At 49.7% G+C, this 13,190-nt stretch carries 14 protein-coding genes; 4 read left to right on the forward strand and 10 right to left on the reverse strand.

The window, feature by feature from the left end:
• Positions 1–12: 12 nt before the first annotated feature.
• The 4 genes from KNP86_RS11845 to KNP86_RS11860 form a co-directional block, all read right to left on the reverse strand.
• Complete coding sequence (locus KNP86_RS11845; RefSeq protein ID WP_214754447.1) at positions 13–831, reverse strand: MetQ/NlpA family ABC transporter substrate-binding protein; 819 nt, start codon at positions 829–831, stop codon at positions 13–15.
• Positions 832–856: 25 nt separating this feature from the next.
• Positions 857–1,519 (reverse strand): methionine ABC transporter permease, encoded by a 663-nt coding sequence (locus KNP86_RS11850; RefSeq protein WP_214754449.1) that lies wholly within the window; start codon positions 1,517–1,519, stop codon positions 857–859.
• A complete protein-coding gene (locus KNP86_RS11855) occupies positions 1,512–2,258 on the reverse strand; it encodes a methionine ABC transporter ATP-binding protein (protein ID WP_214754451.1) in 747 nt (248 codons plus the stop codon). The genes KNP86_RS11850 and KNP86_RS11855 overlap by 8 nt, the downstream gene beginning before the upstream one ends.
• A gap of 116 nt (positions 2,259–2,374) precedes the next feature.
• Positions 2,375–3,121, reverse strand: a complete 747-nt coding sequence (locus tag KNP86_RS11860; RefSeq protein ID WP_214754454.1) for a hypothetical protein — start codon at positions 3,119–3,121, stop codon at positions 2,375–2,377.
• 135 nt (positions 3,122–3,256) lie between these two features.
• Between KNP86_RS11860 and KNP86_RS11865 the strand changes: the two genes are divergently transcribed.
• Positions 3,257–3,685 carry a MarR family winged helix-turn-helix transcriptional regulator gene (locus KNP86_RS11865; RefSeq protein ID WP_214754456.1) on the forward strand — a complete coding sequence of 143 codons (429 nt, stop codon included), beginning with the start codon at positions 3,257–3,259 and terminating at the stop codon, positions 3,683–3,685.
• A 106-nt stretch (positions 3,686–3,791) separates the two neighbouring features.
• Entirely contained in the window at positions 3,792–4,316 is a 525-nt protein-coding gene (locus tag KNP86_RS11870) for a CarD family transcriptional regulator (RefSeq protein WP_131472030.1), read from the forward strand.
• A gap of 89 nt (positions 4,317–4,405) precedes the next feature.
• Here the strand turns inward: KNP86_RS11870 and mqo are convergent, their stop codons facing one another.
• Complete coding sequence (mqo, locus tag KNP86_RS11875; protein WP_214754458.1) at positions 4,406–5,905, reverse strand: malate dehydrogenase (quinone); 1,500 nt, start codon at positions 5,903–5,905, stop codon at positions 4,406–4,408.
• 224 nt (positions 5,906–6,129) lie between these two features.
• Between mqo and KNP86_RS11880 the strand changes: the two genes are divergently transcribed.
• Positions 6,130–6,543: a (deoxy)nucleoside triphosphate pyrophosphohydrolase gene (locus tag KNP86_RS11880; protein WP_214754526.1), complete on the forward strand. Its 414-nt coding sequence runs from the start codon at positions 6,130–6,132 to the stop codon at positions 6,541–6,543.
• 20 nt (positions 6,544–6,563) lie between these two features.
• Here the strand turns inward: KNP86_RS11880 and KNP86_RS11885 are convergent, their stop codons facing one another.
• Complete coding sequence (locus KNP86_RS11885) at positions 6,564–9,443, reverse strand: DEAD/DEAH box helicase (RefSeq protein ID WP_214754460.1); 2,880 nt, start codon at positions 9,441–9,443, stop codon at positions 6,564–6,566.
• Positions 9,444–9,554: 111 nt separating this feature from the next.
• Here KNP86_RS11885 and KNP86_RS11890 point away from each other — a divergent pair, with 111 nt between their 5' ends.
• Positions 9,555–10,106, forward strand: coding sequence for a histidine phosphatase family protein (locus KNP86_RS11890; protein WP_214754462.1), 552 nt, complete (start codon positions 9,555–9,557; stop codon positions 10,104–10,106).
• A gap of 46 nt (positions 10,107–10,152) precedes the next feature.
• Here KNP86_RS11890 and KNP86_RS11895 read toward each other — a convergent pair whose 3' ends face one another.
• The 4 genes from KNP86_RS11895 to KNP86_RS11910 form a co-directional block, all read right to left on the reverse strand.
• On the reverse strand, positions 10,153–11,016 hold the full coding sequence (locus KNP86_RS11895) for a DegV family protein (RefSeq protein WP_029596408.1): 864 nt from the start codon (positions 11,014–11,016) through the stop codon (positions 10,153–10,155).
• An 89-nt stretch (positions 11,017–11,105) separates the two neighbouring features.
• Complete coding sequence (locus tag KNP86_RS11900; protein WP_214754464.1) at positions 11,106–11,618, reverse strand: methylated-DNA--[protein]-cysteine S-methyltransferase; 513 nt, start codon at positions 11,616–11,618, stop codon at positions 11,106–11,108.
• Positions 11,605–12,504, reverse strand: coding sequence for a DNA-3-methyladenine glycosylase family protein (locus KNP86_RS11905; RefSeq protein WP_214754466.1), 900 nt, complete (start codon positions 12,502–12,504; stop codon positions 11,605–11,607). The genes KNP86_RS11900 and KNP86_RS11905 overlap by 14 nt, the downstream gene beginning before the upstream one ends.
• Positions 12,461–13,048 carry a bifunctional transcriptional activator/DNA repair enzyme AdaA gene (locus KNP86_RS11910; RefSeq protein ID WP_214754468.1) on the reverse strand — a complete coding sequence of 196 codons (588 nt, stop codon included), beginning with the start codon at positions 13,046–13,048 and terminating at the stop codon, positions 12,461–12,463. The genes KNP86_RS11905 and KNP86_RS11910 overlap by 44 nt, the downstream gene beginning before the upstream one ends.
• Between the last annotated feature and the right edge of the window lie 142 nt (positions 13,049–13,190).

The raw sequence follows: 13,190 nt of genomic DNA on the forward strand, positions 1-13,190 counted from the left end.
AATCTTTTTTCATTAAAACGCCGGAATCGCCGTTTCTTCGTAATTCTCTTCCAAGAACGCACGGACTTCGTCACTTGTGAGTGCTTCGCCGAGTTTCTGGATCGCTTCTTCATCTTTGTTGTCTTCACGAGCTACGAGCGTGATGGCGAAGTCGTTCTCGACACCTTCCGTCAAGAGGGCATCGCTCTTCGGCGTCAAGCCGAGTGGCGCCGCGTAGGCCGGCGTCATGAGGACCGCATCGACGTCCTCGTACGCACGCGCGAGCATGAGCAAATCGACTTCCTCGAACTTGAGGTTCTTCGGGTTTTCTGTGATATCGGCTTGCGTGTAATACGACCCGTTCTTCTCACCGAGCTTAATCACATCGTGTTGCGCGAGCAATGAGAGCGAGCGGTCGATGTTCGACACGTCATTGGCGATGGCGATTGTCGCGCCTTCCGGGAGATCGTCCATGTTGTCATACTCTTTCGAGTAGACACCGTAGTTGGCGAAGTAAATCGGTTCGATTGGGACGAGGTTGGCGTCATTGCTGCGGTTGAACTCTTCCATGTACGGGACGTGTTGGAAGAAGTTCGCGTCGACTTCTTTCGCTGCGAGGGCCGTGTTCGGTTGGACGTTGTCACCGAGGACGACAATTTCGAGCTCGATGTTGTCTTCAGCGAGCTGTTCTTTCGCGATTTCAAGCATATCCGTCATCGGTGGGATGAGCGATGCAACTTTGAGCGTCTGCGGCTCGTTTGACGGGGCTTCCGTCGTGTTCGTTTCGGTATCGTTCCCGCACGCCGCGAGGACGAGTGTGAGTGAGGCGAAAAGCGCCATTAATTTTTTCATTGGTTTTCCTTCTTTCTGTAGGTAATTAGCGTTTGTCGATGAGCCGGGCCACCGTCGTACCGGTGAACTGAATCATCTGGACGAAGACGAGCATGATTAAAATCATATACATCATCAGCTCCGTCTTAAATTGTTGATAGCCATAACGGATGGCAAAGTCACCGATGCCACCGCCCCCGACCACCCCCATGATGGTCGAGTACGAGATGAAGCTGATGATTGACGTCGTCAGCCCGAGGACGAGACCGGAACGGGCCTCGACGTATAGGAACTTGAAGATGACGTCTTTAATGGACGCCCCCATCGACACGGCCGCCTCGACGACGCCACGCGGTACGTCAAGGAGTGACTGTTCGACGAGTCGCGAGTAATGGGCGATGGCGATAATGGCGAGCGGCACGGTTGCCGCCGCCGTCCCGATGGCCGTTCCGATGATGAGCCGCGTAAATGGAATCAAAAACACGACGAGTAGTAGGAACGGGAACGAGCGGACGATATTGACGACCAAGTTGAGCACGGAGAAGATGGCCCGATTCTCGAGCAGCTGCCCTTTCCGGGACAAGTAGAGCCACGTCCCGAGCGGCAAACCAAGGAGGACGGCCGCGAGAATCGAAACGCCGACCATGATGAACGTCTCCCCGATCGAACGCCAAATCTCGGTTTGGTATTGCAGGAGCACCTCAGGCATGTGGTTCACCTGCCTTTTTCAGTTGATTGACGAACCAGGACGGATTGTCATCGATATCTGCGACCCCGCTCGGAATGACGTCAATCGTCTCATACACCGAACCGTCCGTCATGACGGTCACGCGGTCACACACTTGTTTGATGACGTCCATCTCATGCGTCACGATGACGATGGTGACGCCAAGTCGCTCGTTAATCGACTTCAACACGCCGAGCACTTCGGCCGTCGTGTTCGGGTCGAGCGACGACGTCGGCTCATCGCATAACAAGACGTGCGGTTCGTTCGCGAGCGCCCGCGCGATGGCGACGCGCTGTTTCTGCCCGCCGCTGAGCTGTGCTGGGTATTTATCTTTGAACGACTCGAGCCCGACGAAACGCAAGCACTCGAGCACCCGAGCCTCATGCGTCGCCCGCGGTCGACCGGCCAGCTTCAACGAGGCGGCCACGTTGTCATAGACGGTCTTGTTCGCGACGAGATTAAACTGTTGGAAAATCATGCCGATGACGTGCCGCTTCTCGCGTAGTTGTCGACTCGACAGGCCCGTCAACTCATCGCCATCGATCGTGACTTGCCCTGTATCCGGTGTCTCGAGCAGGTTCATCAACCGGAGCAACGTCGACTTACCGGCCCCGCTCGCGCCGATGATGCCATATACCTCACCCCGCTCGATTTGAAGCGAGACGTCACGGACGGCTAAGTCGCGGCCGAACTGTTTGCTGACATTCGTTAACGTGATCATAGACGGTTCCTTTCTCTCATGGGAAAACTGGGTCAACCTCGTACCCCATTTTAGCGAACTAAAGAAAACTTGTCAGGTGAGGTGCTTCACAAAAAAAAGAACCGCACGGTGACGGCTCACTTCAGCGGATGCTGTTTGAAATGGTCGGCGATATGACGGCGCATCGATTCACGGTTCTCGGCAAAGATGCGATGCCGATGGCCGTTCCCCCCTGATGGATGGGGGAATCCGCTCACGACGCGCTCCGGCGCGATGATGCCCTTGTCGACGAGCGTCTCGACGGCCCGACGGACGTTGATGCCCATCGGCAAGATGAGCGCATCCTCGAGGACGGCCATCTCGTCGGCGAAGCTGCCTTCGACATAAGACCGGAACAAGTCCGTCTTCAACATGTCTGGACTCGACCCGTTGTAGTTCTTCCCTTTATAGAAGACGGGATAGGGCAACACCGCCGTGTTCTGCACAAGATGGTTCGCCTCGCCAAATAAGTCGAGCGTCGTCGGGAGACCGAGGTGACGATGCAACTCCAAGTCGTCGAGCATCGTCACCAAGTTCTTGCGGATCGGTCCCGAGAAACTGCCCCGTTGCTTGACGGCTCGGAGCGCTTCCTCGTCGGGCGCGTCCGCCAAATCGCGGATGGCCTCGAATGATTGCCGCATTTGATACAGTCCTGGCGTAATCCCTGCGATGACGACTTTGGCGTTCGGATTGATGTATTCGAACGGAGCGTAATAGATTGTAAGTTGCTTGTTCGGGTCCTCCTCGAGTAAGAACGGTTCACTCTTCAGTGTCGCTTCCTCCAGGTCGGGCAGTTCGAGAATATGTTGTTTATAGCGTTGAAACAAGTCAGTACGTGTCGGCATGAAAGTCCCTCCTCTGTTTTTCTGTTCCCTAAATCAGTAAATCTTATTGGAGGATGACGATCTCGTTTGCGCATTGACGCGACACATCGGCTTTTGTATAGTTAGGAACGACAAAAACGAATAGGAGTGACCAATTTGACTCCAACAGAACCGACGACACGACTCCTCGATCTCCTAAGCGAGCGTCACGACCAAATCCGTCGCATCAGCGAACGGGCTTGGAACGAGCAACACGATATCTACATCTCCAACTCCGAATGGTACGTGCTCGCCCGCATCTATAAGACGAAGCCGACCATTGCCGAAGTGACACGCAACGTCCACATCTCCCGCCAAGCGATTCATAAGCTCATCAAGAACTTGAAGATGAAAGAACTCGTCACGGTGACCGATCATCCGACGAGCCGAAAAGACAAATGTATCGCATTGACCGAACTCGGGGTCCGTTGCTACGAACAGAACGAGGCACTGAAAGCTGAACTCGAACAAAAAATCGCCGAATCACTCGGTGACGACGCGTTCCGTCAACTGAAAATGTTGTTGAAGGCCGACTGGAATTTGTAATCTCTCCTAACGATTGGGAGGGATTTTTTTGTCTCATATCTCACCTCAAATGTCAACCGAGTTGACATTTCGTGTCATGAACTACTATACTTGATGAAAGGAAGAGGTGATCGATTTGTTCAAAACTGGTGATTTAATCATCTATTCGACCCACGGAGTTTGCCGCATTGACGACATTTCCGACATGACGGTCGCGGGTGAGACGAAGTCGTACTATACGCTCCATCCCATCAACAACGCACAGAAGTTGCAAATCAGTATCCCCGTCGATAGTGATAAAGTGATGATGTTGACGCTCCTTGAAGCGAAAGAAGCAAAAGAGATCCTCGAATCGTTCCGCTCGCCGGGTGTCGAATGGAATCCCCATCCGAACAACCGCAATCGCGAATTCTTGAACGTCGTACACTCGGGTAACCGTCACGACATCGCTCAAGTCATCAACACGCTTGCTCGCCGCCAAAGCGAAGCTATCTTGTTGAACAAAAAGTTATATGAACAGGACCGTAAGATTCTAGAGAACGCTAAAACGATCCTCGTGAAAGAACTTTCGCTCGCGCTTGAATTGTCGGAAGAAATTATCGATCAACAAATTGCTGCTTATTTGAGCGAAGAACCTGTCGCCACTACTTGATTGGCCCCTTCCGTGCGAAGAGGTCTTTTTTTTATGCAAAAATCAAAAAGAAAAAGCGAGAATATTTTCATATCCTCGCCTGAACTCGCTTAATTGTGGACGACGCCTTTTTCTTTCAAGCCGAGCGCCATCGCTGTCGATTCGTGAATCGTCTTGAACAATTCCGGGTGATCGGAGAGTGAGACGCCATAAGACGGCACCATCTCTTTGATTTTCGGTTCCCATTCCGGCATCCGGTTCGGGAAACACTGCTCGAGCACTTTTAACATGACGTGCACGGCCGTCGAGGCTCCCGGTGACGCACCGAGCAGCGCTGCGACCGATCCGTCTTCGGCGCTGACGACTTCCGTCCCGAACTGGAGCGTCCCTTTGCCATCCGGCGTGTCTTTAATGACTTGGACTCGTTGTCCGGCGACGACGATTTCCCACTCCTCGTTCTTCGCGGTCGGGATGAATTCGCGGAGCTCGTCCATCCGTTTGTCATGCGACAAGAGCACCTGTTCAATCAAATATTTTGTGAGCGGCATCTCTTTCGCCCCGGCCGCGAGCATCGTCACGACGTTGTACGGTTTGACCGATTGGATGAGGTCGAGGTTCGAGCCTGTCTTCAAGAACTTCGGCGTAAAGCCGGCGAACGGTCCGAACAACAATTCTTTGCGTCCTTCGATGAAGCGCGTATCGAGGTGCGGCACCGACATCGGCGGTGCGCCGACTTTCGCTTTGCCATATACTTTCGCATGGTGCTGTTCGATGACGTCACGGTTCTTACAGACGAGGAACAGACCGCTTACTGGGAATCCGCCGATATGCTTCGACTCCGGGATGCCTGTCTTTTGAAGGAGCGGCAGGCTGCCGCCACCGCCGCCGATAAACAGGAATGGCGCCGTGTGCGTCTCGATTGTGTTCGCCTGAATATCCTTTACCTTCACTTCCCACAGCCCGTTCGCCAACCGTTTGACGTCCTCGACGCTATGCTTGTAATTGACTTCGACACCTTGGCCGGTCAAATGATCAAACAGCATCCGTGTGAGCGCACCGAAGTTGACGTCGGTACCTGAATCGATTTTCGTCGCCGCGATCGGCTCATCGACGGAACGACCTTCCATGACAATCGGCATCCAGTCACGGAGTTGTTCCGGGTCATCCGATAAAACCATTCCTTCAAACAACGGATTATTTGTTAGCGCTTCCAAACGTTTCTTCAAGAAGTCGACATCTTTCTCGCCTTGGACCATGCTCATATGTGGAATCGAACGGATGAACGCTTCCGGGTTTTGAATCAAGCCTTTATTGACGAGATGCGCCCAAAACTGACGCGAGATTTGGAACTGCTCGTTGACGTTGATCGCTTTCGAGATATCGAGCGTGCCATCCGGCTTCTCGGTCGTATAGTTCAACTCACAGAGGGCGGCATGTCCCGTCCCGGCGTTATTCCATTCGTTCGAACTCTCTTCCCCTGCACTTTCGAGCTTCTCAAACACTTTGACTTCCCACTCTGGTACGAGCTCTTGAAAGAGCGACCCGAGCGTCGCACTCATGATGCCTGCACCAATCAAAATGACGTCTGTTCTCTTTTGAACACTGCTCATGAAAACCCCATCCTTCTCCCCTGGATTTGTGTATGAGACGATTCGGTAAATCCCCATTCGCCGACTCGCCCCGTTTATAATTGTTATATTGATTATAACGCTTTTGTGATGTTTGATAAGGGTTAAGTACGGAAAACTTTTAGAGTTTCTCCCTTAGACAACTCTCAGTCACTAGAGATGTTATGATGAGTGCAACGAATACTGAAGAGAATGAGGTTGCTATGATGAAAAAGAAAGTAAAAGTAGTTGCAGCAGTGATTGAAAATGAAAATCAAGAAATCCTTTGCGCCCTTCGCTCAACAAATATGTTGATCCCAAACATGTGGGAGTTCCCTGGTGGAAAAGTTGAAGACGGTGAGAATTTGCAAGAAGCACTTGAACGTGAGATTTCTGAAGAATTAGCTTGTGAAATCACGGCACACGAAGTGATTAATGAACATGTCCACGAATATGAAACGTTCATCATTCAATTGATTTCATTACGTGCCGAGTTGAAATCTGGAACACCTATCGCGACAGAACACGATGCATTAATTTGGTTGAAACGCGACAATTTACATTCCCTATTGTGGGCCCCAGCAGATATTCCTGCTGTCAACGATGTCATTAATCAAAAGACAAAAGCCGAGAACGTGTAACCCTCACGTCTCGGCTTTTATTAATGTGTTTGTTCGTGTAAGTAGTCGTAAATTTGTTGATCGACACGTTCTTGGAGGAGTAAGTTCATCGTAACAACAGACAATTCCTGTCCGTCTTGATTCAGCATTGTCGTATCTTGAACAGATTCGCGATCCGGTTTGACTTCCCCCAAATAGTAGAAATCTCCGCCTTCATCATCATCCTTTTTCACAAAGAGATGAATATCGATTTCTCTTTCCTGTGCTTCAATGATTTTACGTACTTCTTCCGATTTTGTCGTTCTTCTGCTTCTCGTATACCAATGAAACACTTCTGGATTAATAAAGGAGTCTCCATAATTGACGCTAGCTTCAACGTCTTCACCCTTACGGTATGTGACAAAAATCGGACAAGTTTGATGTTTTATTTTGTAGCCATACATCGTCGATTGTTCTTCTTTATCCCAATTTAATAGGCGGCAAGCATCTTTCCTCGTGTACTTTTCAAGTCGGGTTAATGGTTTTGTTTGATCGTATCGTTGACCTCTAGCTAAGGAAGCTGTTAATACATCTTTAAACAGCTGAGTGAACCATTCATCTTTTAATAAAGAGTGCATATGAGATGAGAATCTATACACCTCACCTTCCCAAGAAATTAAGGCGTGTCCTCCATACTTCAATCGATCAGCATCTTTAAAGAAGTTTAGTGATAATACGTTTTCTAAAGAGTGAATGGTAGCTTTATCACTTCGGATGCCCTGCTCACGCAAGCGATTAATAAAATCTTGTTTGTTCAAACTTTCCTGCTCCAACAGAAGTTGCATTAACAATGCCTCATGTACTCGTTTTCCTGATAATAACTCTTGGGTCACCATCAACAGAACTTTCGAATGAATGGAAGGAAGATCAGGGAGATCAGGCTCCACTATATTCAAAAAGGCACCGTAATGACCCTTCTTTGTTCCAATAACAATTGGATCCATTAAATAATGTTCAACAAAATCACTTAGCATCGGAGGTCGGCCTAAACGGTTTTTCAAATTGTGATAAGCCTCTTTTAACACTTTTAAGTCCGTTAGTTTTGCTTGATTAATCGATTCGTAAATTCGCTCTTTTGCGATGGCTTCAAAATTAATAGTCGACGTACCAGAAATATAGCTACGATCGATCACTTTTCTCCGAATCGAATCTTTATTTTGAGAGCGGTCTCCGGATAAAGCGATTGGAATCAAATAGTTATTTTTATAGTTAGCAATGAAATCGATAACGGTCACGTATTGTTTTGAGCTGTGTTTTCTTAATCCCCGTCCTAGTTGTTGAATAAAAATAATACTTGATTCTGTCTGTCGCAACATGACGACTTGATTAATGCTTGGAATATCAATACCTTCGTTGAATATATCAACTGTTAAAATGTAATCTAGACGACCCTCTTCCAAATTAGTCACTTCAACTCGTCTCTTTTCTTGCGAATCATCTCCCGTTAAAGCACATGTTCTAAAACCTCGATGATTCAATTCCTCAGAAAGTCGTTTCGCTTCTCGTTTTGAACTACAGAACATCAAACCACATAAACGCTCTCCAGAAAAACCATAGTAATCAATCTTCTCGATAATCCGTTCTACACGCTCCTCTGACACGAGCTGAGTGAATACATCAAACTCAACTTGATTTCCACTCACTTCAAGATCTGTCACTCCAAAATAGTGGAAAGGACACAACATGTCCTCTTCAAGCGCTTCTTGTAACCGAATCTCATATGCAATGTTGTAATTAAACAACTTAAATAAATCATATCCGTCTGAACGTTCAGGAGTTGCTGTCATTCCTAATAAAAATTGTGGTGTGAAATGTTCTATAATTCGTTGATATGTAACCGCTCCTGCTCGGTGACTCTCATCAATCAATACGTAGTCAAATGCGTCTCGGTCAAACTGATCTAATGTTTCTTGTTTAGAAATTGTTTGGATCGTTGCAAAGACATACCTAGCCCCCATTGCTCGGCTCGAACCTGACAGGATACCAAAATCACTTTCATCACCACCAATGACTCGATGAAAATCATTCTTTGCTTTTTGCAAAATCTGTTCGCGATGCACTACGAATAGCATTCGCTTCGGTCGATAGCGACGAACATCAAAAGCGGCTAAATATGTTTTTCCCGTGCCCGTCGCTGATACGACGAGCGCTCTTGTATTTCCATGCGCACGAACGGCCTCGATTCCATTTAAAGCTGCTAGTTGCATCGAATTAGGTTCTACCTGTAACGCTTCTTTTAATCGATTTACTCCATACGAGTCTGGAAATTCAGCTACACGTTCTCCGAAGACTGGACGATACGAACGTTCGTAAGCTGAAATCCATTCAAGTGTCAATGGAACTGAAACACTCCACATTTCTTCAAACTGATCGAGGAAGTGTCCGACAATTTCTCCATTCTCGTGAGAGGTCAACTTCAGATTCCACTCGTAATTTGTCTTTAACGCTCCAGACGTCAAATTAGAGCTTCCAACAATTAATGAGTAGTACTCTTCGTGTTGAAAAATGTATCCCTTAGAGTGGAATGCCTCAACTTCTGAAATGCGAATATCTACATTCTTCAGTTTTAATAGTTCTTTAAAGACTTTAGGTTGATTAAAGTATTGGTACGTTGAGGTCATGATTTTTCCACGGATACCTTTGTCATGTAAGTCGGAAAGCGTAGATTTTAACGTAGCTAAGCCAGCTTCCGTAATAAACGCAACAGAGAATAAGAAAGATTGGCATCCCTTTAGTTCGTCTAGAAGCGAAGTGAGTACATCTTGTCGTTTATGTTTTTCATTCATTAATAACTCAGGTTTAAATGGACTCACGTGATGATGATGCTTATCAATGAACCCCTTTTCTAACGAATTTTTGAGTTGTTCTGTAAAATGAGTCATATGTACCTCCAACATGATTTATACTAAATTCAAATAATTTCAATACCAGTATTTTATTTTACATATATTTCATTATTATCTTCTGCATAAAAATGATCAAGGAGGAACTTTATGTCTACGTTCTATCTCATCCGTCATTGCTCGGCGACTGGCCAAGAGCCGGACGCCCCACTCACTGAAGCCGGCGAACAACAAGCACTCGCCCTCGCTGACTTCTTTCGAGACATTCCCGTCGACCGCATCATCTCGAGCGACTATACGCGAGCCATCGCCTCGATTGCACCACTCGCCACGTCCAAACAGCTGACCATCGAGACGGAGCCGAAGTTGCGCGAACGCATCCTCTCGCTTGAGCCGCGCGACGATTGGTTCGAGTTGCTCCGTCATTCGTTCACCGATGCCTCGTTCCGTGTGCCAGGTGCCGAGTCAGGTCAAGATGCGACGCACCGGATTTTGAGCGTCATCACTTCACTCGACGACGTAAACGGCACGACCGTCCTCGTGACACACGGCAACCTGCTTGCGCTACTTCTTCAACATGTGGATAACCGCTTCGACTTCGACACGTGGCGTACACTTAGCAATCCCGACGTCTATCGCCTCGACATTGTGGATAACTCTTGGTCCGTGGAACGCGTCTGGACCGTCCCTGCCTGTAGATAACGTTATCCACAGAAAAAGCCGCCTCTTAATTGAGACGGCTTACGTTTTATTTCTCCACAAAGAACATCGAGATGGCCCCAAGGCCGACGTGCGTCCCGACCGAGACGCCCATCTGCATGAGGTAAATCTCGCCCTTGAAATCGGATTCAGCTTGAATCTTCGCCTTCAAGTTCTCAGCAATCTTTTGATCCGACGTATAGCCGATGATGACAAAATTGGTGATGTCCTTGTCGCAACGTTTGATGAACTCGTCCGTATAGTGCTTGAGCACTTTACGAGTTCCGCGCTCTTTGGCGACAATGGCCCCTTTGCCATTCTTCATGCTCATGATCGGTTTGACCATCAACAGCTTGCCGATGATGGCGCTAGCATTCGAGATGCGGCCGCTTTTAATCAAATGGTCCAAGTCGTCGACCGACAAGAAGTGCTTCACTTTCAGCTTATACTTCTCGTTGAAGTCAACGAGCTCCTCGAACGTCGCCCCGGCTTCACGCATCTGGGCGCTCTTCATTAACAACCAGCCGCTGCCGTGGCTCATCGAACGAGAGTCGACGATATGAATTTTCACCGTCGAATCAGGATGTGCCTCTTCGAAATATTCTTTTCCGAGCACGGCCGATTGATACGACCCGCTCGTCCCGCTCGACATACAGATGCATAGAATCTCGTCATGTCCGCTCTCGACGGCCTCTTCCATCAGCTTCATAAATGTCGCTGGGCTCGGCATCCCCGTCGTCGGGAATTCCGGTAGCGCTTCCAACATTCCGTAAAACTCATCGGGCTGGATGTCGACACGGTCCTCATACGACTTGTTGTCAATCGTAATGATGAGCGGCGCGACGCCAATCTCATATTTTGCTAAAATCTCATCGGATAAATCGCAAGTTGAATCTGCTAGTAATTTTATCATGGTACCCTCCAAAAATTGCTCCTGAGTGACGAGAATCGTCCTAGACCACTACGTCGATTCAGACGTCACGATAGGACTTCTCCATTGTATCAGATATGGAAGGGTAGATGTTTTTTTACCAGGCCTGAATATGCGTTGGCTTGCTCGTGTCGAAGCAGCCATTCCTTTCGCCAGAGGCCGCCCGCATAGCCAGTCAACGTCCCGTTCGATCCGATGACGCGATGGCACGGGAGGACGATGCTCAACCGGTTGCGCCCGTTGGCACTGCCGACGGCCCGCACGGCGCGGTCCCGGCCGAGTGTCACGGCCAGTTCGCGATACGAGGTCGTCTCGGCGTATGGAATCATGACCAGCGCCTGCCACACTTCCTGTTGAAACACCGTCCCCTCGACTTCAAACGGGAACGTGAACGATTGGCGACGTCCGTTGAAATACTCCTCGATTTCTCGGTGGCACGTAGTCAACACGTCCGGCGTCATCTCCTCCGCTTCAAAGCGGACATCATCGCGTTCGACGAACAGGATGGAGCGGATGGCCGTCTCTGTCCCGACCATCTCCAGAATGCCAATCGGACTCACATAGTCCAGTCTATACGTCTCCATACAATGACCTCCATAAATAGAATGTGGCGTACGCTTCCCATCCGGCAAAGCGTTCCCCGTACTGCCTCACTTCGTCTGCCGTCAACTTGTCGCTTCGCCCAAGATGATGCTTCAACGCCTGATGCAGACCAGCGTCCGCAGCCGGGAACGCCGTCGGATCTTGGAAACACTTCATCCGGACATACGCGGCCGTCCACTCCCCGACACCGCGTAAGCTTAACAACCGTTCATGGATCACGTCGGGTGGCTCGTTGCGTAACTGCTGTTTCGACAATCGTCCGTCCGTCATCTCCTGGGCGATGCCGATGATATATTCTGCTTTCCGGGTGCTGAATTGAAGCTGTCTCAGTTCACTCGGGTCGAGGAGCGCGATCGTCTCTGGGGTCGGGAAAGCCCAGTACGTCACGCCGTCCACTTCACGGGATGGTCCATATTGCTCGACGAACCGTCGTTTCAACGTATAGGCGAATGACAGCGTGATTTGTTGGCCGATGACGGCCCACGCGAGCGCCTCGAACAAGTCCGGGAACCCGATCAGGCGCAGCCCCTCGTACTCTCGGACGAGCGGACGCAACAGTTCATCCGTCTCGGCCATCCGCACGAACGCCGCGACGTCTTGGTCGAGGTCGAACCAGTCGCGGACGTAGCGCTCCACGTGTTTCTGTTCCGAGCTCGTGATGTCGTCTTCCGAAAATGCGATGACGAGGCCATGAGCCGTCTCCATGATATCCCCTAGCAACAACCTTCCCTCGACGTCGAACAGCTTCGAGACGGACGTTTCGCGGGCCACATGCATCACTTCATCGTTTGAGCGTCGTAAAAATAGCAGACATTGCTGAAAATCAAACGGAGCGGTGACGTGGATCTCGAACGATGAGCGGCTCATCGGCTTCCCCCTTTCGATACATGCTCGGTGAACATCCCTTTAGCCGTCGGAAGACGCGATAAAAGTTGGATGGGGTTTGAAAGCCGACCTCATAACAGATGGCGAGATTGCTCATGTCCGTCGTCCGCAACAGATGAGCCGCCTTGTCGATGCGAACCTTTTCGAGCAGACGGCGCGGCGTCTCGCCCGTCGCTTGCGTGAACGTCCGCTCGACATAGAACGGGCTCAAGTTGACGTGCTCGGCAATCTCCTCGAGCTTGAGCGGTCGTTTGTAATGCGTGAGCACGAACGCCGTCACGTCATGGACGAGCGCGCTCGCCGGACTACGGTCGACCTCGGGCTGACATCGCTTGCACGGCCGAAAGCCGGACGACTCCGCTTCCGCTTTCGTCTCATAAAAATCGACATTCTCCCGCTTCGGCTTCCGCGAGCGGCACGAGGGCCGACAGTAAATCCCGGTCGTCTTGACCGCGGTATAAAACTGTCCGTCATACGCCGCGTCACAGGCGAGCACTTTCTCCCACTTCTCTTCAAACGTCAGCATCTCAGTCCACCCCCTTTGTTCCAATGTATCAGATTGATTTTCGTTCACTCGTCCTGTTTCTTGCCCTTACAGTCTACATTCCCGCGATTCACGAATCTCATTGATTTTGAATCCGTCTCCCCCTTTGACTCGTACTATGATT

The sequence above is a fragment of the Exiguobacterium sp. s16 genome (assembly GCF_018618115.1).
Lineage (GTDB): Bacteria > Bacillota > Bacilli > Exiguobacteriales > Exiguobacteriaceae > Exiguobacterium > Exiguobacterium mexicanum_A.